Source organism: Haloferax sp. S1W (genome assembly GCF_044593955.1).
GTDB lineage: Archaea > Halobacteriota > Halobacteria > Halobacteriales > Haloferacaceae > Haloferax.
Genome location: NZ_CP172595.1, coordinates 2,712,570 through 2,734,660 on the forward strand (window position 1 = coordinate 2,712,570; position 22,091 = coordinate 2,734,660).

The window sequence follows — 22,091 nt, forward strand, 5'->3', positions numbered from 1 at the left end:
TTTTCGATGCCCCCCTCTGAGGACTCCGACTCATCTCCCGTCGACTCCGATACCCTGCCGGGTCCCGGTCCCGACAGCAATCCGTACGTCGATGCTGAGGCGGCAGCCGACAGAACAGCTGAGACTGGACCCCTCTTCGACGCTGAATACCGACCCGGAGAGTCCGGTGCTGACGCAGGGCTCGTTGCCGGGTCTCCTGAAGACCCGGTGCTCGTCGCGGGTGTCGGCTACCCGCTGTTAGGTGACTTGGCCATCGGGACCGTCGTCGCCTATCGAATCGCGGCACTGGACCTTCCCGGTGTCGCCGTCGCCGACTGTAGTAACACACCCGTCGCCGCCTACCAGACCATCTCCGAAGGTGATTATCAGACGCTCGTCCTCGTCGGCGCGGAGAAGCGCGGCGGCGAACTCAACGACGGGACGCCCTCCGAGACACCGGGGGCAGTCCACGAGTACGACGGCGACGCGTTCGATGTACCGAGTGAGCAACTCGCCGACCTCGTTGGCGAAAGCGCGATGGGGTCGAACACCGTTGAGAACGTGCTTGTCGTTACTCGGACGCTCGGTGACCTTCCCGAGGACACCCACGTTCTCACGGTCGAACCCGGCTACGACTCGTGGGGTATGACTGTCGACGAGTTCACAGACCCCGTGGCTGCGGTTCTCGACGACGTCATCGAGCGAGTCAGGCGGAACGCAACCGCTACGGAGGCCACGTAATCGGTTTGCGCCACCGCTGCGCAGACCACGTAATCGGTTCGTCCGACGGAAGTCGTTACTCTTCACCGCCGCGCCATCGCCCTTCGTCCGCGGCAAGCGTCCAGTCCGCTGCCTCGGCGGCCTCCGTAACTGGAAGATACTCCCACCCGAGCGACTCGGCGAGGCCGCGGTCTTCGTCAGAAACGCCGACAAAGACGTGTCTCCCGGTGGCGAATTGCTGACGGACGACCGCGAGTCCGCCAACCTGCCCACCGGCGCTCGAAATGAAGTCCGGGTCGATACCCTGGCGGTCGGCGTACGACGACAACCGCTCGGGTTCCTCGTCAGAGACGAGACCGATGACTTCCGTCCACTGTCTGGCGTCTTCGAACGTCGATTGCGGGTCCGCAAGTCGTTCGAGCGCGGCCCGATTGAATACGAGCGTCATCGACCCCTCGTCGCTGACCGCCATACGTATGCTGTGGTCGGCGAGCAACATGAACGCTCGTGGCGTGGTGGTGCAGAACACCGCCGACGCCGACGGTTTCCTCCGGCTTAGTACTGGGCACAGACGCGACGGAGGCCCTCTTCGAAGGACACCTCGGGTTCCCACCCGGTCGCTTCGGCCATCTTGGTCGTATCTGCCATCGTGTCCTTGACGTAGACGGAGTCGGGAATCGGGTTCTCGACGTACGTCGGTTCGACGTTCGTCCCGAGTTCGGCGTTGAGTTTCTCGACGAGCGTGTTGAGGTCGTAGCTCTCACCGGTTCCGAGGTTGTAGATGCCGTTCAGTCGATATTCGGCGGCGTCTATCAACCCGCGAACGACATCGTCGACGTGGGTGAAGTCCCGCGTCTGGGTCCCGTCGCCGTAGATGACCGGCGACGTTCCGTTTGCGATGTCGTCTGCGAACTGCGCGATGAGATTGGCGTACTCGCCTTTGTGCGCCTCGGCACCGCCGTAGCCTTGATACACTGAGAAGAACCGCATTCCGGCCATCGACATGCCATAGTGCGAGTGGAAGTACTCGGCGTAGCGCTCGCGGGCCAACTTCGACGCCTCGTAGCCGGTGTTCGCGGAGACGGGCATGGTTTCGGGTGACGGTTCGGTCTGGTTGCCGTAGATAGACGACGTTGTCGCGTAGACGACGGTGTCACACCCGTCGTTTCGGGCCTGCTCGACGGTGTTGACGAACCCCTCGACGTTGACGCGAGCGCCCTTCGTCGGGTTCTCTTCGTGCATCTTGTACGACGAGAGCGCAGCGAGGTGGAACACCACGTCGACCCCTTCTGTCGGTAAGTCGTCGTCGAGGACGCTCGCTTCCACGTACTCGACGCTGTCGTCGAGATTCTCCGCCGCCCCGAGATAGCCGTCGTCGAGTGCTAATACGTCGTTATCCACCGCAAGCGCGTTCGCCAGGTTCGACCCAATGAACCCCGTTCCACCAGTCACCAGTATGGTCTGTTCGTTCATACATTTCAAGTCGCGGAATGGTTGTATATATAGGATTCGGCCAAAATAATTGATGGTAACAGGATTATCCAGAAACATGACCGCCTCGAAAACTATCGTCCTTAAAAGATATCAAATACATTTCTGACAATGTGTAAACTATTTTGTGATGACAAAGCTATAACCAAAGAAACTGCCAGAATATTTTTCGTGTATTGTGAACGAGAGATGCTGTGACCGAGACTAAATCTCTTCTGCGACTCCTCCTCCGCCGCGATGCGGTCGTCTCGCAAATCAAAGACGGCCCAATCGACATCCGCAGTTTGACGGACGCTGTCGACGTTTCTCGGCCGACCGTCCATCGAAGTCTCAAGGAACTACAGGAGAATCACATCGTCACGGAGACACTCGACGGGTACGTCGTAACCCCGTACGGTGAACTCCTCTTCGACCGGTATCGTTCGTTTCTTTCGGAATTCACCGACGTTCAGGAGAACAGAAACCTCCTGTTGGCTATCGAAGACGCGTCGTTGATGGGTGAGTCGTTGTTGGACGGGGCGACGTACATGAAGTCGGTTCCGTTCGCACCCGAGAAGTTGATTTCTGAGGTCGAAGCATTCGTTCGCAATGCGACTACAGTCCGTGGATTCTCTCCGTTCATCGTGGGCCGATACGCGTCGCTGTTTCACGAACAACAAACGTCTGGGTCGCTCGATGCGGAGATTATCACGTCGCCGGAGGTGTTCGAGTACACCTCGATGCACTGGAACACACAGTTCGAAGAAGCGATTCGTGATGGACTCGACTGGCTTGTCGTCGACGAACCAATCCCGTTCGGACTCCTCATCGAGGACGGTCCCGGAGAATCAGTGTGCGTCGTCGTAGACGAGGAGGGGACGCTGCGAGGCGTTATTCACAACGACACTCCAAACGCGGTTGCGTGGGGCAACGACCTGTACGAACGGTACAGAAAACAGGCCCGGCGTCCCGACCTGTGACGGTCATCCGCGACTGAAACCAGACTGTTCTGTCTCTGTTGGTGCGAACGAGTCTCCAAGCGAGTGCCATCTTCTGTCTCGAACTCCCGACCGACCCGTTGTTTACGACGTGAACGGCTGTTTGCTCGGTGAACGGCCATTCATTTTGCGAACACCCGTTCAGTCAGACAATGCTTGTTCATATATCGACAACAGAATCATTGTATTTTCATTATTAAGCGAAATAATAATAAGGGGTAACAAAACCTCCAGTCACTCGATGGTGATACGATAACCATGCCATCGAATACTCGAACCAGTACCCGACGTGCCGGGCGGAATCCCGGCCTCAATACTTCGGTGTCTCGGTGCTCACGGGCACTCTGTAAGAGGGCCGACTCGGCACCCGAAGTACCCCTGAGTGAATGGTGACGAGAGAATGAATCGGCCATCAGTCCTGTCAACGATCTCAGACCACAGGCGGGCACTGATGAGTCTCTTCGTCACCGGAATGCTCATCATCTCACTGGCTGCCGCGGCGATGCCGTCCAGTGCCGTCGAGACAACGCTGTCCGGCCCGGACGAAGTCGACCGCGACGACAGGATGTCGGTCACAGCAACCGTCGACCTCGAAGACGGTGAACGCATTCCGATAGAGACGTACGAATTCACGCTTTCGCCCAGCGGCACCGACGAGTCGCTCACGGTGACGTTTGCCCCGAACGGGACCGTCACAGACGTGACACCCGACCAGGGCACCGTCAACCACGGCGACATCAGAATCACCCAGTTCGTCGAGTCGCTCACGATTACGCCGGTCAGAACCAACGCATCGTACGGCTACGGTTCCCGAACCGGATACGATGAATCGACCGGCGAAACGCGAGCGTACGGCTACGGATACGGCTACGGCTACGGTTACGGTGAACAACCGGAGTTCGAATACGAAATCTCCTTCAACGCAACGGCGCTCGACCGCGACACGTTCGTCGGGCAACTGGACATCCACACCGGAGACGAAACCGCCTTCGCCTCCGAAGAATTCCAGTTCGAGGTCACGCACCCGTCCGACGCCAACGACGAGGCTGACGACGCCGACGAAGGTGATGACCGTGGTGCCGGCAACGGCAACGACCGCGGTGCTGACGAAGGCGAAGAGCGCGGTGCCGACAAGGGCGACGAATCGCCCGGTAACAGTCAGGCACCGTGGAATCGACAGCTAACCAACCGAGCGACCAGCGCCGACGCGTTCTCGTCCGGCAGTCCGGCCGAGAACGTCGAACCGCTGGGTATCGGATTCGAAGGGAGCATCACGCGGTAACTGATGTCCCAGGATACCGATCGCTTCAGCATTCGACAGGTCGCGACGGACCCGGTCGCTCTCGTTCGTCGATACGTTCTCGGCGACGATCTCCTGCAGCACGGGAGTATCATCGCCATCGCGACGGTGATTAGCGGCGCGCTCAACTACGCCTTTCAGGTGTTCATGGGCCGTGCGCTCGGCCCGGAACAGTACGGGGTGTTCGGCGCACTGTTCGCGCTGTTCTACATTGTGAACGTGTTCGGTCGCGGAATCAGGTTCAGCGCGACTCGCTTCACCGCAGAACTCGTCGACGACGGTCCCGCTCTCGCGGCGTTCCACCGGGAGTTCCTGCGACAGTCGACGCTGTTCAGCATCGGTATCTTTGTCGCACTGAGTGCCGCTGCACCACTCTTGAGCGACTTTCTGAACGTCTCGACGACGCTTCTCGTCGTCGCTATTGCGGGAACCGCGCCCTTTGGACTGGCGCTGACAGTCAACTTCGGTACACTTCAAGGAGTACAGTGGTTTACGCCGCTCGGCGGCTACAAAATCCTACTTGCTGGCGTCAAATTGGTGGGTGGAATCGCACTCGTCGTCCTCGGATACGGGGTCTTCGGTGCGTTCGCCGCGCTGGTGCTCGCGTCCATCGTCGTGTACGGTGCGACGACCCTGCACCTGCGCCGCCGGCTACAGGTACCAACCTCTACTTCGACATTCGACTACGGTCGGGCATACCGATACACGCTTCCGGCTATCCTCACGGGTTTTTGTGTAACCGTCCCGACCACGGTCGACGTAATCCTCGCAAAACACTTCTTTACCTCCCATCTCGCGGGACTCTACGTCGCCGCCTCCGTGCTTGGCAAAATCCTCATCTTCCTTCCGATGGGTATCAGCACCGCGCTGTTCCCGAAGGTTTCGAGCCAAGGTGCAGACGAGGCGGCGCCGACCGCGTTGTTCTGGCGTGCGATGCTGTACACTGCGGTGATTGCAGGTCTCGGGACGCTCACCTACTGGGTGGTCCCTGAGTTCGTTCTCACGACCTTCTACGGTGCCGCATACGCCGACGCCGTCCCGCTTCTCCGCTGGTACGGCGTTTCGATTCTCGCGTTCGCACTCGCCAGTGTCGTTCTCAACTTCGAACTGGCTCGCTCCCGGAACCGGTTCGTCTACGTCTTTACTCTCGTCTCACTCGCGGAAATCGCCCTGATGTGGTTCTTCCACGCGTCTCCGTTGCAGTTCTTGTACATTCTGTTGCTCGGCAACGCGACGCTGTTCGCCCTCGGAATACTGGAGGTGAAATCATGAGCTTACAACATACCCAACCCGACAGACAGTTCGAAACACCCCCCGACCAGTTGACCCGTTCAGTCGTGGTCCCTGTCTACGACGAACCGCCGTCGGTCGTCCGCTCGCTCGTGGACGGTCTACACAGTGCTGGATGGCACGAAATTGTCGTCTGCGCTGACAACCCTGACTCGGAGATGCGAGCGACGCTCGATGCGCTCGAAACCGAACCGTGGACCACCGTCGTGGTGAGCGGGACCCGCCGTGGCAAAGGCGGCGCGCTCATCGACGGTCTCGACGCCGCGGACGGCGACGTACTCGGCTACATCGACGCCGACGGTGCCATTCCGGTGCCCGAACTCGACCGACTCTACTCGGTGGTCGAAGACGGGTCAGCATCCGTTGCTGTCGGCTCTCGCGACCTCGAGGGGGACTGTCGACAGTCGCAGACGCCGATTCGACAGTATCTCGCGAAGGGATACCGCTCGCTCGCCCGCCGCGTCACGAACGCCCCGCTCGAAGACTTCCAGTGCGGTGCGAAGGCGTTCCGCGCGGAGGTCTGGAACCGAATCTCCCACCGGATGATAGAGACTGGGTTCGCGTTCGACACGGAACTCGTCGCGCGCGTCCACCACAACGGCTACGAGGTCCAGGAACTCTCCATCGACTGGAACGACCCCGGCGACAGCAGCGTCTCACCGACGCGGGATGTCCCCGATATGTTCCGGTCGCTCTACCGCATCCGGAACTCGATTCGGGGACCGTCTGCGTCTCGTTCGTCGGACGACGACGCCCCTAACGTGGCGCTCGTCACGTCGCATCCGCCGACCCGAGGCCACCTCGCCGAGTACGGCGAAGAACTCGCGCGGGCGTACGGCCGTCGGAACGACGTCGACGTGACTGTCCTCGCCCAACGGAGCGAGTCGGCACCTCCCGTCGAGTTCCGGCGTGGCTATCAAGTACGACGCGTCTGGGACCGCGACTCGTTCGACGGTGCCCGGGCACTCCTCGACGAACTCCTCGCGGGCGACTACGACGCCGTCCAGTTCAACATCCACATGACGTACTTCGGCGACGAGAACGTCCACCGTTTCATCGGACTCGGACTGCCGCCGCTTCTCAGTCGCGTCTACGGTATCCCGGTTCTGACGACCATGCACGACCTAGTCGAAGTGGTCGAAGAGGACGCCGTCGACGAGGACATCGGTCTCGTCGAACGGGCCGGTGCCCGCGCGGCGACGCAGATGGTGCTCATGGGCGACGCGTCGACGGTCACGTCCGCGGAATACAAGCAAATCGTCTCGGACCGCTACTACGCGTCCAACGTCCACCACGTCCCGCACGGGACGTTCGCCTACACGGACGGCGGGTTGCCGCACCTCCCAGAACGCTTCCGTATCATGGTGTTCGGCCACCTCAGCCCGACGAAGGATATCGAGACAGTCGTCGAGGCGTTCGGCCGCGTCCGTCAGGTCATCCCTGACGCCGAACTCGTCATCGCTGGCGGGTCGCATCCGGGCTTTCCGAACCACAAGGAGACGCTCGAAGCACAGTTTGGCGACCGTCCCGGCGTCGAGTTCCTCGGGTACGTCGAAGACGACGAGATGGACCACGTCTGGCAGAACGCGTCGGTGCTCGTGATGCCCTATCGAACCTGTACCGGCGTCAGCGGCGTCTTCCAACTGGCGAAGTCCTACGGGACGGCCGTCGTCAGCGCCGACGTAGACGGGATGCGCACCTCGACGGTCGAAACCGGCGGGAAGGCTGCATTCTATTCGGGCGGGGACGCCGACTCCCTCGCGGACGAACTCCTCGACCTTCACGCTGACCGCGAGCGACTACAGGAACTCGCCCGGGCGAACGCCGAGTCCGCGTCTGCCTACACCATCGGCGACACGGCCGAGGAGATGGTCGGGCTTCTCAAAGAGCAGGTGACCGTATGAGCGGGCGCAGGGTGGGTGGTCTGCTGTGACGGACCGTGACGACGGTCGAACGCCGGTTTCGGTGGTGGCCGACGGCGTCGATACGGCGAAACGTCGGCTCATGGAGTCGCTGCCGGACTGTCTGAAACGCCGACTCGTCGGGCCGTACAACCGCATGTTGACCGCCAAGGCGGACCGCGAGTACGAAACCCGCCAGCAGGCGCTCTCCGCGGCGCGACCCGCCGCGGACGCTCCGGACCACGTCGTCTGCGTCGTCGTCGACGCGCTCCGTGCGGATGCTGTCACCGAGGCTGACAGCCCGTTCATGCACGCGCACTTGCAGGGTGACCTCGTCACACCCGCACCGTGGACATTCCCGGCGGTCACCTCGTTCGTCACGGGTGACTACCCACACGAACACGGAGCCATTCGGCAGTCCGACGAGTCGAACACCGGTTCGTCGGATTTCCGCATCCCGCCGAAACTCCCCTCGGACCGAGTGACTCTGACGGATATCTTCGGAAGCGCGGGCTACGACACCTACGGCGGATTCGCATTCCACATGCCTTTCTTCGCCATCGGTGGCCGGTTCCAGACCCACGCTCTCTACGACAAGGCCGATGTGGACACCGTCTTCGACGACTTCTGCGACTGGCTCGGCGACGGGCGTGACAGGACGTTTTCGTACCTTCACGTCGGCGACCTCCACGAGCCTGTGGACCCACCTCACTACTACTGGGACCACTACGATGTCGACGACGAGATTCCGGACATTCAGACGTGGGACTACACCACCGTCTCCAATCCCGGCCCGGAGGGGGAGCGCTATCGGAGTCACCGAAAACGACTCTACCGGGCCGCGCTCGCCTTCGTCGACGACCGACTCGCGCAACTCCACGCCGACCTCACAGACCGACTCGACGGCGACGTTGCCCTCCTCGTGACGGGCGACCACGGCGAGGCGTTCTGGGAGTACACCGACTTCGACGCGAGGCACTTCGCCGACTCGCGGCCCGCCTACTGCGTCGACCACGGCGGCACCCCATACGAGTCGCTGACGCGCGTCCCGCTCGCGACTATCGGTCTCGACGTGGCTGCCGTCGACGACGGACTCGCTTCGCTCGTCGACCTTGCCCCGACCCTCCTCGACGCTGCCGGTCTCGCCGACGAGTTGTCGACGACCGGCACGTCGCTCTCCCGCGGCATCCCCGCTGACAGAACTGTACTCGTCGAGAGCGCCCGATACGGCCACGAGAAGAAGGCCGCCTACGCGGACGGCTGGAAGCTCATCGTCTCGCAGGGCGACGACGAGTCGGTCGGGTTCCAACTCCCAGACGAGACGCCGACAGACCTCCCCGCCGATATCGAACGCCGACTGAGCGAGGCCCTCCCGGCGTGGCCGAACGGCGAACACGCCGATGTCCGCGTCTCCGGGATGGCCCAAGAGCGACTCGAAGACCTCGGCTACGTCTAACGCCACTTCCCATTCAACCAATGCAACAGCAACATCCAACGTTCCAGATAACCGCACCGCCTATCAAATGTACCACGCTCGCAACTGACGGTGGTGTCCGATGAAGGTCTGCGTCATCGGTCTCGACGGGGCCACGTGGGACCTCCTCGACCCGTGGCTCGACGAGTTGCCGACCATCAAGTCCTTCGCCGACGAGCGCCGGGCCACGCTGGACAGTTGTATCCCGCCGCTGTCGATGCCGGCGTGGAAGGTCTACTCGACGGGGATGAACCCCGGCGACCTCGGAGTGTTCACCTTCGTCGAACCCGACTTCGAAGAAGAGCGGTTCAAGACCGTCACGAACGAGTCGTTCACGACGCGGGAAATCTGGGACTACCTCGGCGAGCACGGACACAAAAGCGCCGTCGTCAACATGCCGACGACCTACCCGCCGCGCGACATCGACGGGTGGCAAATCAGTGGCCCATTCTCGGGCAAACAGGAAGATTACACCCGCCCGAAGGAACTCGCGCGGACGCTCGACCGCAACGACTACACGATTCTGCCGGAGTACTACCTCTCTCGCGACCCTGACGACATCGACGAAGCGGTCGATTCGGTCGAGACGAAGCTTCAGACCGCCCTCGGATTCACCGAGGCGGCCGACTTCGTCCACACGACGCTGTATCTCACAGACACGGTCCAGCACACCGAGTGGGACTCGCCGGTCGCGAAGTCCTTCTGGAAGTCCGTCGACGAGAAACTCGCGTGGTTCCTCGACGAACTCGACGACGAGTGGAACGTCGTCCTCATGTCCGACCACGGATTCGGTCACACGAAAGGTCGGTTCTACCTCAACACGTGGCTCGAACAACAGGGCTACATCCACATCGACGACTCTGGCTTCGACTTCGGCGACCTGTTCGGACTGGTCGGGCTCGATTACGACAAGGCGCTCGCACTCATGCAGAAACTTCGGCTCTCGGGGCTCGTCCTCGATGTCCTTCCGGAGAGTTTCCTTCGAAAGGTCGCCCGGCAGATGCCCGGCAACCGGAAGCTGGAGGGGCTACAGGACAAAATCGACTGGGAGGCGGACGCCGTTGCCCTCGCGCCGCTCATCTACACGCGGAACAAGAAGGTCGCAGACGAGATTCGGAGCCAACTTCTCGAAGTCACAGATAAGTTCGGCGACAGAGTCATCGAGGAGGTGTACTACGGCGAGAACATCTATCCCGACGCCGACGTGCGCGTTCCTGACCTCGTCATCAAACACACCGACTACGGTATCAGCGACATCGTGAAACCGGGCGTGCTGTTCGAGTACGACGGCGACTGGCGACACCACAAGACCGCCCACCACCGACGCAACGGGATTCTCACCGCTCGCGGCCCCGATGTCGAAGACGTTGCCTTCGACGAACCGCGGTTGTACGACCTCGCGCCGACGATTCTCGACGGATTCGGCATCGACATTCCCGAAGACATGCGCGGCGAGAGCATCGGGTTACTCGGTTCGAACAGTCAGCGGCGACCCGTGCCGGTCGACCGCAACGTCGAGCGCATCGTCGAACACGATTCGGATGTCGAAGAGAAACTCAAGAACCTTGGCTATCTGTAGATGACTCGGCGAGTTGACGACCTGCTCGAACGGCCGAACGTTGGCCCGTGGATGGCTCACGCCCTGTGTTTCCTGGGCTTTCTGGCGGTCTACGCCTTCCTCCTTCGGGGAATAACCCTCGGACAGCTGTACACGTTCGGCGACTTTCCGCCGTTTTACGGCACGAGAGGCATCGAGAAGCTCACCAACGTGTGGGTCGACCAGGGGCTGGGATTCTCGTACATCTACCACGTCTTGCCGCTGTATCTCGGTGCCGTCACGCTCGTCGGGGGCGCGCTCGCGCAGAACCTTCTGTTCCTCTCGTTCCTCCCGATGGGCTACCTCGCCTTCGTGCTGTTCAGCCGCCGCTTTATCGAGCCGATTCCGGTACGACACCTCGCGGCGTTCGTCTACGCTATCAACCCGCTGACTATCGGTGAGTTCGTCAACGGAGGGATGGCCGCGCTCATCGGCTATGCGGCGCTGCCGCTCTTGCTTTACTACCTGTACGCTATCGTCGACACCGACGGGTGGGAGGCGACGCTGAAGGCGGGTGCCGTCTTCGGGGCGACGACGGTCAGTCCGTGGCTCGGCTTCTGGATGGTGGCTCCCTTCGCGGGCTACCTCGTCTACCGCGCACGCGACGCCCCCAGAACCATCTTGAAGCTCTGTGTGTCCGGGCTGCTCGGTATCGTGTTGTCGCTTCCGAGCGTCCACCACATGCTCCAGCGCGCACTCGGATTCGACTCCGGCCAGAACGTGCTGTCGAGTACGTTGTCGTGGAACTACGCCGAGGCAAACATCTTCGCCGTGGCTCGACTCGCGGGCAACCACGGCGTGATGGCGATGAACAAGCTCGGGTACAACAGCGACCCCGCGATGCTCATCGGGTTGGTCATCCCCGGAATCGCCCTGCTCGCCATTCGACGGCGACAGCTCCACATCTACTACGGAATCGCCGGTACCATCATCTCGTTCATGGTGTTGACCAGATACGGGTACACGACCATCTTGTTCGAGATGTTCCCGCCGGTCTGGTCGCTTCGAAACCCGGTGAAACTCCAGTATCCGCTTTTGGTTTGTCTGAGCATCCTGTTCGGCGCGGGCCTCGAAACCGTCCTTACTGGTCCTCACGGGACCATCACGTGGTGGGAATCCGGGCCGTCACCGTCGCGGTCGGTTCTCGCCGATGGCGGGGCTTCGGTCGGAAGTAACCTCCTCGTCGTGGCCGTCGTGCTGCTCGCATTGTTCTCGTATGCCGCCCCCGCGTCGGGTGCGCTCGGTTTGCAGGAGGTTCGCGGTGAGGGCTACTACGTCCCGCAGGAACAGACCGAACTCACGGACGAACTGGACGGCACGATTCTGTGGGCACCGTACGGCTACACCTCTCAGCTCCGCTTGCGACACACGTATCCCAACCACGTCGGCATCAAAAGTGGCGGGGTGCTACACGGGATTCAGAACACCGAGTACGTTTCGACCCTGTTTCGGGAGTTCGTCGACGACCCTGAAGCCGCCCAACCGCAACTTGCGACGATGGGCGTGAAGTACGTCGTCGTCGAATCGACGCCACCAGACGCGATTACGCATGGTCCGCCACGTGTCGCCGACCGCTGGGGTGCCCCGTGGCTGGTGGGGTCACCGGAACAGTACACCGACGCGCTCAACGAGAGTCGCGGCTACGACTACGCCTTTTCCTCGGGCGACTACACAGTCTACCGGGTCAAAGGCGCAGCAGACCACGACCGAGTCGAACAGTCGTCCGGCGTTCACCGCCTCTACTACCCCGAACACCCCGGCGAGGTCGAACTCTTGGGGCCGAACCGACTCGTGAACGGCGAGTTCGACGACGGTCTCGAAGACTGGTGGGCGTGGGACGGGCCGAACGGGACCCAGACCACGGTCGTCAACACGCCCGAAGGCAAGGCCGTAGAGATGGTCACCGAATCGGGAATCGTCTACCCAATCGCTCAGGAGACCACGGTCGACCCCGGTCAGCCGTACCACCTGACGCTCGACGCCGAGGGGTCGGGGAAGGTCTTCCTGTACTGGTACAACGGGACCAAATCGCCCGACAACCTCGTCGAACGTGAGGGGTACGCACTCAACGCCACGCCGAAGACAGTCGTCGCCAAAGGCTCGACGCTCTCGCTTCGCATCCGTCCGAACGCGACGCGGGTGCGAATCGACCGAGTCGGGATTCGAGCATCGACGTATCCGCGACACACTGGATTCGCCCCGAACACCGACGACGTTCCGGGCGTCGTCATCGACGGCAGAGAATCCAACGAGTCAGTCGGTGTCGCCGTCGGCGTCAACCTGAACGAAACTGAGGCGGAAGCGGCAAACACCACCGTCCAAATCCGCGACGCCGAGACGGTCATCGACGGCGAACTCGTCTACGACGAGTCCTACCGACAGGGTGTCGGCGTCCTCCTCTCCGACGACGACGTTTCCAAGGTCGTCCCCGAGGACGCTCGTGCCGTCACCTTCGACCACCCGAACGGAACTGTCGTCGATTACTGGGTGTCCGGCGAGTTCGACGACCGTCTGGTGACAGTGCTGTACACGTCGTACGACGAGCGATGGCGTGGCCCGGCCGACGCGACGCACTTCAAAGCCTACGGCTGGGCGAACGGCTACATCGACGCGATGCCCACTGAGATTCGCTGGACTGGTGGCACGATTCGCCACTGGGTCGTCAGCGTCTGGGCCGGTAGTTGGGGACTCACACTCGGCGCACTCGGCGTTATCCGCGTGCGCAAGCGTCTCCGACGCGACCAACTCGACGAACAGGTCGGTCGATGAGCAAGAGTCCCGGGAGCGACGATGGCGTTCGACGCCGGATGAAGCGTGTTTCGTCCGCATATGCGCTTCCCGGGGCGTACTTCACAGTCCTGAGTCTCCTCGTTTTCGTCCCGCTGCTAGACCCGGGATTCGTCCTCACGCTGGACATGATTTTCGCACCCAACACCGACTATCTCCAGTTCGGCCTGCATACGAAAGGGCCGCTGTACTACGGGAGAATCCCGTTTTTGCTTGCGCTCGACGCGCTCGCACTCTTCTTCGACGACTGGATTATCCAGAAACTCGTCCTCGTCTCCCTCCCTGTCGTCTCTGGCCTGTCGATGTACGCTGCGTACGAGTCGCAGCGAGAAAGCACCGTCAGTGAGTCACGAAGCAGCGAAGCGAAGCAGTACCTTATCGGTGAGTCACCACGTTCCTTCACAGCGAGCAAGTCGCGAGCGACACTCCCTGCACTGTTCGCGGGGACGTTGTACGCCATCAACCCGTTCGTCTACGTTCGCGTACTCGCGGGGCATTGGTACTTCCTTCTGGGGTACGCGTTCGTCCCGCTGGCGGTTGTCGCCTTCGACCACTACGTCGATTCCAACCGGGATGACGGACTCGTTCGCGCCGTGGGGTGGACGACTGTCGTCAGCGTGTTCGACCCGCACGCGACGGTCCTCGTCGCCGTCGCCGGGTGCTGTCTCTGGGGTGTCAAAGTGGTTCCACTCGTGCGGTCCGAGACCAGTGCCGACTCGAAGGCAGACGCCCGCGAGTCGGTGCGTCGGTTTGGTTCGTTCTGTCTCGTCGTCGCCGCCGCGAACGCCTACTGGTTGCTTCCGGCACTCGTCACAGCGGTCGGTGGCGGGACGCACCTTTCGACCATCTCCGGGGCCGACCTGACGGTGTTCAGCGCCCGGGGCACAGTCGCTGGCAACGTGCCGCTTTCGGTCGCGATGCTGTACGGGTTCTGGCGCGGCGCGGCGACGACGACGTTCGATGTCCTCCCGCTGTGGTTCGTTGGAGCCATCTTCGCCGGGTTCGTCTACCTCACGGTCTACGGAGCCCTTCACAACTGGTCTGAGTCGTCGGTTCGTGGACTCGTCCTCACCAGTGTCTTCGGATTCGTCCTGAGTCTCGGGGTGAGTACCACCGTCACCGAACCGCTGGTTCGGGCGCTCGTCGACTTCGTGCCCATTCTCAGAGGGATGCGCGACTCACAGAAGTTCGTGGGACTGCTCGTACTGACGTACGCCATGCTTGGGGCACGCGGCGTCGATGCACTCGTCCTCCCCCGAATTTTGAGCATCTCCAAATCACTCGACGTGTCTCGATTCGCACTCCCCGTCCTCGCGTCCCGTTTTGCACCCCCCGCTCTCGCGTCCCGTTTTGCGCCTCTCACCGTCGCGTCCCGTCTTGTGCCTCTCGCCCTCGCGTTCCTTCTCGTCCTCTCGCCGCTCGTCTACACCGCGCCGATGGTCGGTGGTTTCGACGACCAACTCGATACCACGACGTACCCGGAGTCGTGGCACGAGGCGAACGACCAACTGGGAGACGGTCCGGGTCGCGTGCTCTTTCTCCCGTGGCACCAGTATCTGACGTTCTCGTGGACCGAGCGACGCATCGCCACTCCAGCGGAGTTATTCTTCGACCGGCGGGTAATCGAGGGACACAACATCGAAGTCGGCGGCATCGAGACGCGCGCGACCGACCCAACGCGCACGCGTGTACGCGAAGTACTCCAATCTGCAACCGATACATCCCACTCTACAACCGACCCATCGCTCGGAGACCAACTCGCCTCGGTCGGCATCGAGTACGTCGTGCTAGCACACGAGGCCGACTATCAGCGGTACGAGCGCATCAGTTCGCACCCCGACTTCACCGTCGCGTTCGATGGCGAGGGACTCACCGTGTACGAAAACGAGGCGTTCGACGAAGCCTCGACGGCGTGGCCACGGGCGGGACCGCCGATTCCCAGTCTCGCGCTCGGTGTGGGGTGTCTCGTATCCCTCGGTGCGATTGGTGTTCTTGCGCACCGTGCCCGTAGTGGGCAGTGAGCAGGCTATTGTTTTTGTAGACGGGGAGGCGCTATTGAAATCAGTAGTCGGCGGTCATGCGCCGAAGCTTGTCGAATACAGTGCCCGCGACATCTACTGACTAATATTTATCTATTCAAAAGATTGCTTGTGCTGTAGCGAAGACTTCGTTTCTGAATTAGACAATTTTATCAGCGGATAGCAACAATCCTTCGCTCATGAATGGGTCCAACCAAGACTGGTGGCCGAATCAGTTGAACCTGGAGATTCTCGACCAGAACGCCTCCAACGTTAGTCCGATGGACGAGGACTTCGACTACGCCGAGGAGTTCGAGAAACTCGACCTCGATGAAGTAAAGGAGGACATCGAAACGGTGTTGACGACGTCCCAGGACTGGTGGCCGGCGGACTACGGTCACTACGGGCCGCTCATGATCCGGATGGCGTGGCACAGCGCGGGCACCTACCGCACCAGCGACGGCCGCGGCGGCGCGTCCGGCGGGAGACAACGTTTCGCGCCTCTCAACAGTTGGCCCGACAACGTCAATCTCGACAAGGCGCGGCGACTGCTCTGGCCGGTCAAGCAGAAGTACGGCCGCAAACTCTCGTGGGCTGACCTGATGGTCCTGGCCGGGAACGTCTCTCTGGAATCGATGGGATTCGAGACGTACGGTTTCGCTGGCGGACGTGAGGACGCCTTCGAGCCCGACGAGGCGGTCGACTGGGGCCCCGAGGAGGAGTGGCTCGGTGACGAGCGCCACGACGAAGAGGGGAACCTCGAAGGTGACCTCGCCGCCGACCACATGGGCCTCATCTACGTGAACCCGGAGGGGCCCGGCGGCGAACCTGACCCCGAAGAGGCGGCGAAGTACATCCGACAGTCGTTCAAGCGGATGGCGATGAACGACGAGGAGACGGTCGCGCTCATCGCTGGCGGACACACGTTCGGGAAGGTCCATGGCGCTGCGCCCGACGACCACCTCGGCCCGGACCCGGAAGCGGCACCCATCGAACAACGGGGCCTCGGCTGGGAGAGCGACTTCGGCACCGGCAACGGTCCCGACACGATTACCAGCGGCCTGGAAGGCCCGTGGACCGACGCGCCGACCGTGTGGGACAGCGGCTTCCTCGACAACCTGTTCGAGTACGAGTACGAACTCACCAAGAGCCCCGCCGGTGCGTGGCAGTGGACGCCGACGGACGAGGAGGCTCAGAACAGCGCGCCGGACGCGCACGACCCGTCGAAGCAGCAAACCCCCATGATGCTGACGACGGACCTCGCCCTGAAGGTGGACCCGGACTACCGGGAGATTGCCAAGCGCTTCCACGAGAACCCCGACGAGTTCCAGGAAGCCTTCGCAAAGGCCTGGTACAAGCTGACGCACCGTGACATGGGCCCGCCGGAGCGGTTCCTCGGCTCGGAGGTTCCGGACGAGGAGCTGATCTGGCAGGATCCCGTCCCCGAAGCCGACTACGACCTGATCGGCGACGAAGAGGTCGCCGAGCTCAAAGAGGAGATTCTGGCTTCGGACCTGTCCGTCTCCGAACTCGTCAAGACCGCGTGGGCGTCGGCGTCGACGTACCGCGACAGCGACAAGCGCGGTGGTTCGAACGGGGCTCGCATCCGTCTCGAACCGCAGCGCAGTTGGGACGTGAACGAGCCGGAGCAACTGGAGACGGTACTTTCGACCCTCGAAGGCATTCAGGAAGACTTCAACAGCGACCGATCCGACGACGTCCGGGTCTCGCTCGCCGACCTGATCGTTCTGGGCGGTTGTGCCGCCGTCGAACAGGCGGCCAGAGATGTCGGATACGACGTCGAGGTTCCGTTCGAACCCGGTCGCACCGACGCGACGCAGGCGCAGACTGACGTCGAATCCTTCGAGTGGCTCGAACCGGACGCCGACGGGTTCCGCAACTACCTCACCGACGGTGACGAGCAGGACCGGTCGGCGGAGGAGTTGCTCGTCGACAAGGCCAACCTCCTGACGCTGTCGGCCGACGAGATGACGGTATTGGTCGGCGGCATGCGCACGCTGGGCGCCACCTACCAGGACTCCGACCTCGGCGTCTTCACCGACCAGCCGGAGACGTTGACCAACGACTTCTTCGACGTTCTGCTCGACATGAGCTACGAGTGGGAACCGGTCCCGGAGGACGAAACGGTCTTCGAGGTGCGCGACCGTGAGACGGGCGAAGTCGAGTACGAGGCATCCCGCGTTGACCTCGTCTTCGGGTCGAACGCCCGGCTTCGCGCCATCGCCGAGGTCTACGGCGCTGACGACGCAGAGGAGCAGTTCGTCCACGACTTCGTGGACGCGTGGCACAAAGTGATGAGCCTCGACCGCTTCGACCTCGAATAGACTGCGAGCCCTCGGGCCGGTAACCGTAACCGCCCGCTCGATGCGGTGGTATCACGGTTTTCAGCCCGGTCTCGTCCCTCCGTCGTGAGACAACAGAGGCGTCGTCTCGGACGATGACTCTCTCGCGAGTACTTCACGTATGTTGTAATATACGGGGCGTTAACCCAGTGTGGCCCCAATCGCGAGTATGTCGCACTACGAGGCTTCTTTCGAGATTGAATCCAGAGCGGACTCGAACGCAACTCGGCGCATCTTGGAACACGCCTACGATACGATACGAGAAGAATCACGCACCGTCCGGGAGGGTACGGAGGACGCAAGTGACCTCCTCGATTCGTTCAAAACGCTTCGAGATGCAGCCAAGTCACCATCACCTGGCAGGTTGACCATCACCTACCAACGATTCGACGACGAGTTCGAGTCGTCGGAACGTCACGACTGAGGTCGGATGCGCCTCGCTCTTCTTCGAACGAAAATCGTTGTACACCGACTTGTCTCGATTGACATCCTCCCGCGCCTAAAGACGTCCCCAGAACGCTTCGCGTTCTGGTGGGCGGACGAGACCATTGGTCTCGTCAACGCGGGAATCCACGAAGTGGATATTCAGGTTGCGCGTTTCCTCGGTTCTCAGGGACGCTTTCGCGTGGAACGTCAGCGGTAGCCGTCCAGTTGTGACCAAGGACGTGCGTTACAGCGCGTGTAGCCCTGTCAATGGGGCCTTCCTCCCCGCTTACAGCGAGCGTCCTCAGAATCGAAGATTCTGATGGGCTGCACGAGAGCTTTGCTCTCGTGAACGCCGAAGACGGCTGGCTATTCAACCAGCGAGGGAGCACGGTTCGCGTCAGCCGAACTGTTACGCCGTGCATGGTTCACCCTCCCGTTGTGCGATGTTCTCCGAAGCGTTCAGGTCAGCGTGTCGTCCAATTCTGTAACGCTCCGCTGCGAAAGCCGTTGCTCTGGAAGGAAAGTGAGTGTGTGAAAAACGTAGTTACACAGTGTCGCCTGTCAAGCGACGACGTGAAACGTGCTTACGTCCGAAGGACGTTGGTCGCGCGGGGGCCCTTGGGGGCCTGTTCGATGTCGAATTCGATTTCCGTCCCTTCCGTAAGATCGTCGCCGCCAACGTCTTCCATGTGGAAGAACACGTCGTCGTCTGCGTCGTCCGTCGAGATGAAACCGTAGCCGCCAGTGTCGTTGAAGAAATCAACTTTACCGTTTGCCATTACAACTAAACACACATCGAACACACGGTTAAAGATTCCGAAATCGTATTATTATCTCCGAATTATTTGGACGAATATCCATAAAATGAATAATCTGGCGTATGTTCGCTTGTCTGGGTGGTTATGGGAAGAAATCTCACCTGTTTCGACAGAACGCACCGAGCCTTCTGACGAAGTCGTACTTCTCACCTTTCGCTGGTCCACGTCCGTGACGCTTCGATGGTTTTCGACAACCCACCGGTGTATATACCAGTCCTTTTCCCGCGGCAGCGTCTCTATTTGGCGTGGCCTTTTCCATGATTTCGTTGGCAGTCCAGGGCTTCGACGCAGCGGCCGTGACGGGAGAGATGCTCGTTGTTTTTGCAATTATTCTGCTCGCACTCGTGTTGTTTGCTACCGAGTGGTTTCCCATCGACGTGACCGCGATTCTGCTGATGGTGTTGTTGATCATCTTCGAACCCTGGACACAGATATCTCCACGGGAGGGAATCTCGGGATTTGCCAACCCGGCCACGATTACCGTACTAGCCATGCTCATTCTGAGTACTGGTGTCAACCGAACCGGAGTCGTCCAACTCATCGGCCGGAAGATGGCGGCGTTCGCCGGGGATAACCGGCGCAAGCAACTCGCTGCGACAGTCGGCGTCAGCGGACCGGTCTCGGGGTTCGTCAACAATACGCCAGTCGTCGCAATTCTCGTTCCGATTATCAACGACCTCGCACACAACGGTAAGACCTCACCGTCGAAGTTGCTGATGCCGCTGTCGTTCGCGTCGATGCTCGGGGGGACGCTCACGCTCATCGGGACATCGACGAACATCCTCGCAAGCGATATTGCGGCTCAGATCGGTGCAGAATCACCGGAACTTGGTCTCCACGCGTTCGGGATGTTCGAGTTCACCAAACTAGGCGTGATCGTCTTCGCGGTGGGTGCCGTCTATCTGATGACGGTTGGCACCCGATTACTACCCGAACGAATCCCCGCCGACGAGGACCTCGTCGAGGAATACGCCCTTCAGGAGTACCTCGCAGACGTTGTCGTTCCAGCGAACTCGTCGTTGATCGGCCAGACGGTCGCGGAGGCACTGGGAGACGACGAACTCGACATCGACGTGTTACAACTGATTCGATACGGCGAGCGTTTTTCCGACCCGCTCGCCCGAAAGGAAATCCGCGAGAGCGACACACTCCGACTTCGGACGAATCGGGAGACACTCGAACACATCATGGACACGGAGGGGCTCACGCTCTCAGGTGGCCCTCGAACCGAAGGCGACCTGCACCCGGGTGAGGAAGAACCGGTCCTCGTCGAGGTCGTCATCCCATCGGGGTCGTTCCTCGTTGGTGAAACGCTCGCGAGTTCGACGTTCCGACAACGCTACGATGCGAACGTCCTCGCCTTTCGAAGCCGGGGTGACGTCGTCCGGGACCGGTTCGAAGATATCCGAATTCGTGTCGGTGACACGGTCTTGGTGCAGGCACCACCGGATAGCCTCACCCGACTCGTCCAGAACGAGGACTTCATCGTCGCCCACGAGTTCGACGAGGTAACCTACCGGAGCGAGAAAATCCCGTTCGCAGTGGGAATCATCGCCGGTGTGGTCGCGCTGCCTGCCTTGAACATCTTGCCAATCGTCGTCTCGGCGCTCGCCGGAGTCATCGCGATGGTCTTTTCCGGCGTCCTCAAGCCGACAGAACTCTATTCCTCGGTCGAGTGGAACGTCATCTTCCTCCTCGCGGGTGTTATCCCACTCGGTATCGCACTTCAGCAGACGGGTGCGGCAGCGCTTCTTGGAGACGCCGTCGCCTCGACGGCGACGTTCTTGCCAGCAATCGGTGTCCTCTGGGTGTTCTACGTCGCAACCGGTCTGTTGACGAGCGTCATCAGCAACAACGCAAGCGTGGTGTTGATGATTCCCGTGGCTGCCAGCGCTGCCCAATCGATTGGTGCAAACGCGTTCGCGTTCGTGCTCGCCGTGACGTTCGCTGCCTCGACAGCGTTCATGACGCCGGTTGGATACCAGACGAATCTCTTCGTCTACGGGCCTGGTGGCTACAAATTCTCGGACTTCATTCGCGTCGGTGCACCGTTACAGTTGTTGTTGTCGTTCGTCACCGTCCTCGGAATCGCGTTCTTTTGGGGTGTCCGTGTGTGATATGTGTTCTCCCCCGCTCCCGAAATATGGGACAAAGGACACTGAGAACAGTTGTTTTCGCAGAATTGTCGTCGGGTCACGGCGTAGACAAGTGAATCACGCTCCGTGATCGAACCCATGCCACAGGAGCCACAGCACGGACACTGACAGTCGAGGCCGAGCGGATACTCCCCTTCTCATCTCAGACCTATCACCAGCATGCGCATCGCCCGGAGCGACCGTACGAACGTTGATTGCCCCAGCCGCCCACATAGGACCATGGCCGAGTTTCCAGACGAGCGACAACTTGTACTCCGGGCGCGTTCCGAGTTGGACCAATGGACCAAAAGTGCCCGAATGGAGGCGTACACTGAACTGTTCGAAGGTGACGATCCAATCCTCTCCCCCGAAGAGGTACAACTGCTTGATGCGCTTGACTCTGAACTGGAGCGAGAGGGCGGCGATGGTGTCTGGGGAACCGATCAGTACGGAATCCACACAGCGGGGACATCGGGTTCAGACACTTCCCTCGGAGTGGTCTGTGTGTACCACCCACAGATCACCAAAGATTCCGTCCTTCGTGGAGCAGACGATCTCGACGACGAAACCGAAGAGCGACTCAATGCAGCACTTTGGCGATACAGCGAGCGCGTCGCGACACTCATCGAAGAGACGCTCCACGAGTTCATCCGTCAAACGCAGGGGTAGGCCTCGACTCAGGTTCAGCCCCGAATTGACAGCTCGTGGGGTTTACACGATAGTCCGCTCTTTCCACGAGTTGACAGCGGGTAGACGACGGGTCGAATAGTCGATTTCAACAGGGTATCCCGGCTAAACTGAGAGCCCAAGCGCAA

The 22,091-nt window shown here is 61.0% G+C and carries 16 protein-coding genes; 13 read left to right on the forward strand and 3 right to left on the reverse strand.

The features are described 5' to 3' along the window. Nucleotides 1-6: 6 nt before the first annotated feature. Nucleotides 7-720: a hypothetical protein gene (locus ACH9L7_RS14205; RefSeq protein WP_396611347.1), complete on the forward strand. Its 714-nt coding sequence runs from the start codon at nt 7-9 to the stop codon at nt 718-720. Nucleotides 721-775: 55 nt separating this feature from the next. Here the strand turns inward: ACH9L7_RS14205 and ACH9L7_RS14210 are convergent, their stop codons facing one another. Together ACH9L7_RS14210 and ACH9L7_RS14215 are read right to left on the reverse strand one after the other, a co-directional pair. Continuing rightward, on the reverse strand, nt 776-1,171 hold the full coding sequence (locus tag ACH9L7_RS14210; RefSeq protein ID WP_396611348.1) for a hypothetical protein: 396 nt from the start codon (nt 1,169-1,171) through the stop codon (nt 776-778). An 83-nt stretch (nt 1,172-1,254) separates the two neighbouring features. Then, nucleotides 1,255-2,172 carry an NAD-dependent epimerase/dehydratase family protein gene (locus ACH9L7_RS14215; protein ID WP_396611349.1) on the reverse strand — a complete coding sequence of 306 codons (918 nt, stop codon included), beginning with the start codon at nt 2,170-2,172 and terminating at the stop codon, nt 1,255-1,257. 212 nt (nt 2,173-2,384) lie between these two features. Here ACH9L7_RS14215 and ACH9L7_RS14220 point away from each other — a divergent pair, with 212 nt between their 5' ends. The 10 genes from ACH9L7_RS14220 (at nt 2,385) to ACH9L7_RS14265 (ending at nt 18,321) form a co-directional block, all read left to right on the forward strand. Further along, entirely contained in the window at nt 2,385-3,149 is a 765-nt protein-coding gene (locus ACH9L7_RS14220) for a helix-turn-helix transcriptional regulator (RefSeq protein ID WP_396611350.1), read from the forward strand. Nucleotides 3,150-3,618: 469 nt separating this feature from the next. Further along, nucleotides 3,619-4,449: a hypothetical protein gene (locus tag ACH9L7_RS14225; RefSeq protein ID WP_396611351.1), complete on the forward strand. Its 831-nt coding sequence runs from the start codon at nt 3,619-3,621 to the stop codon at nt 4,447-4,449. Nucleotides 4,450-4,452: 3 nt separating this feature from the next. Beyond that, nucleotides 4,453-5,739 carry an oligosaccharide flippase family protein gene (locus ACH9L7_RS14230; RefSeq protein ID WP_396611352.1) on the forward strand — a complete coding sequence of 429 codons (1,287 nt, stop codon included), beginning with the start codon at nt 4,453-4,455 and terminating at the stop codon, nt 5,737-5,739. Then, the gene (locus ACH9L7_RS14235) at nt 5,736-7,661 is read left to right on the forward strand and encodes a glycosyltransferase (protein ID WP_396611353.1); all 1,926 of its coding nucleotides are present in this window, start codon (nt 5,736-5,738) and stop codon (nt 7,659-7,661) included. Before ACH9L7_RS14230 ends, ACH9L7_RS14235 begins: the two co-directional genes overlap by 4 nt. A 25-nt stretch (nt 7,662-7,686) precedes the next feature. After that, complete coding sequence (locus ACH9L7_RS14240; RefSeq protein ID WP_396611354.1) at nt 7,687-9,114, forward strand: sulfatase-like hydrolase/transferase; 1,428 nt, start codon at nt 7,687-7,689, stop codon at nt 9,112-9,114. A gap of 100 nt (nt 9,115-9,214) precedes the next feature. Further along, entirely contained in the window at nt 9,215-10,711 is a 1,497-nt protein-coding gene (locus tag ACH9L7_RS14245; RefSeq protein ID WP_396611355.1) for an alkaline phosphatase family protein, read from the forward strand. Then, nucleotides 10,712-13,498, forward strand: a complete 2,787-nt coding sequence (locus tag ACH9L7_RS14250) for a hypothetical protein (RefSeq protein ID WP_396611356.1) — start codon at nt 10,712-10,714, stop codon at nt 13,496-13,498. Next, a complete protein-coding gene (locus ACH9L7_RS14255; RefSeq protein WP_396611357.1) occupies nt 13,495-15,537 on the forward strand; it encodes a hypothetical protein in 2,043 nt (680 codons plus the stop codon). The genes ACH9L7_RS14250 and ACH9L7_RS14255 overlap by 4 nt, the downstream gene beginning before the upstream one ends. Before the next feature lie 197 nt (nt 15,538-15,734). Continuing rightward, nucleotides 15,735-17,879 (forward strand): catalase/peroxidase HPI, encoded by a 2,145-nt coding sequence (katG, locus tag ACH9L7_RS14260; RefSeq protein WP_396611358.1) that lies wholly within the window; start codon nt 15,735-15,737, stop codon nt 17,877-17,879. Nucleotides 17,880-18,066: 187 nt separating this feature from the next. Beyond that, nucleotides 18,067-18,321: a hypothetical protein gene (locus ACH9L7_RS14265; RefSeq protein ID WP_396611359.1), complete on the forward strand. Its 255-nt coding sequence runs from the start codon at nt 18,067-18,069 to the stop codon at nt 18,319-18,321. Nucleotides 18,322-18,907: 586 nt separating this feature from the next. On the opposite strand, the gene ACH9L7_RS14270 is transcribed toward ACH9L7_RS14265, so the two are convergent. Continuing rightward, complete coding sequence (locus ACH9L7_RS14270) at nt 18,908-19,102, reverse strand: cold-shock protein (protein ID WP_396611360.1); 195 nt, start codon at nt 19,100-19,102, stop codon at nt 18,908-18,910. A gap of 347 nt (nt 19,103-19,449) precedes the next feature. Here ACH9L7_RS14270 and ACH9L7_RS14275 point away from each other — a divergent pair, with 347 nt between their 5' ends. Both ACH9L7_RS14275 and ACH9L7_RS14280 read left to right on the forward strand, forming a co-directional pair. After that, on the forward strand, nt 19,450-21,258 hold the full coding sequence (locus ACH9L7_RS14275) for an SLC13 family permease (protein WP_396613285.1): 1,809 nt from the start codon (nt 19,450-19,452) through the stop codon (nt 21,256-21,258). Between the two features lie 258 nt (nt 21,259-21,516). Further along, complete coding sequence (locus tag ACH9L7_RS14280; RefSeq protein ID WP_396611361.1) at nt 21,517-21,945, forward strand: hypothetical protein; 429 nt, start codon at nt 21,517-21,519, stop codon at nt 21,943-21,945. The last annotated feature ends 146 nt before the right edge of the window (nt 21,946-22,091 follow it).

Bases quoted from the DNA above. Each gene is read 5' to 3' on its own strand.
- ACH9L7_RS14205 (WP_396611347.1), top strand. From the start codon at position 7: ATGCCCCCCTCTGAGGACTCCGACTCATCTCCCGTCGACTCCGATACC.
- ACH9L7_RS14210 (WP_396611348.1), bottom strand. From the start codon at position 1,171: ATGGCGGTCAGCGACGAGGGGTCGATGACGCTCGTATTCAATCGGGCC.
- ACH9L7_RS14215 (WP_396611349.1), bottom strand. From the start codon at position 2,172: ATGAACGAACAGACCATACTGGTGACTGGTGGAACGGGGTTCATTGGG.
- ACH9L7_RS14225 (WP_396611351.1), top strand. From the start codon at position 3,619: ATGAGTCTCTTCGTCACCGGAATGCTCATCATCTCACTGGCTGCCGCG.
- ACH9L7_RS14230 (WP_396611352.1), top strand. From the start codon at position 4,453: ATGTCCCAGGATACCGATCGCTTCAGCATTCGACAGGTCGCGACGGAC.
- ACH9L7_RS14235 (WP_396611353.1), top strand. From the start codon at position 5,736: ATGAGCTTACAACATACCCAACCCGACAGACAGTTCGAAACACCCCCC.
- ACH9L7_RS14245 (WP_396611355.1), top strand. From the start codon at position 9,215: ATGAAGGTCTGCGTCATCGGTCTCGACGGGGCCACGTGGGACCTCCTC.
- ACH9L7_RS14250 (WP_396611356.1), top strand. From the start codon at position 10,712: ATGACTCGGCGAGTTGACGACCTGCTCGAACGGCCGAACGTTGGCCCG.
- ACH9L7_RS14255 (WP_396611357.1), top strand. From the start codon at position 13,495: ATGAGCAAGAGTCCCGGGAGCGACGATGGCGTTCGACGCCGGATGAAG.
- katG (WP_396611358.1), top strand. From the start codon at position 15,735: ATGAATGGGTCCAACCAAGACTGGTGGCCGAATCAGTTGAACCTGGAG.
- ACH9L7_RS14265 (WP_396611359.1), top strand. From the start codon at position 18,067: ATGTCGCACTACGAGGCTTCTTTCGAGATTGAATCCAGAGCGGACTCG.
- ACH9L7_RS14270 (WP_396611360.1), bottom strand. From the start codon at position 19,102: ATGGCAAACGGTAAAGTTGATTTCTTCAACGACACTGGCGGCTACGGT.
- ACH9L7_RS14275 (WP_396613285.1), top strand. From the start codon at position 19,450: ATGCTCGTTGTTTTTGCAATTATTCTGCTCGCACTCGTGTTGTTTGCT.
- ACH9L7_RS14280 (WP_396611361.1), top strand. From the start codon at position 21,517: ATGGCCGAGTTTCCAGACGAGCGACAACTTGTACTCCGGGCGCGTTCC.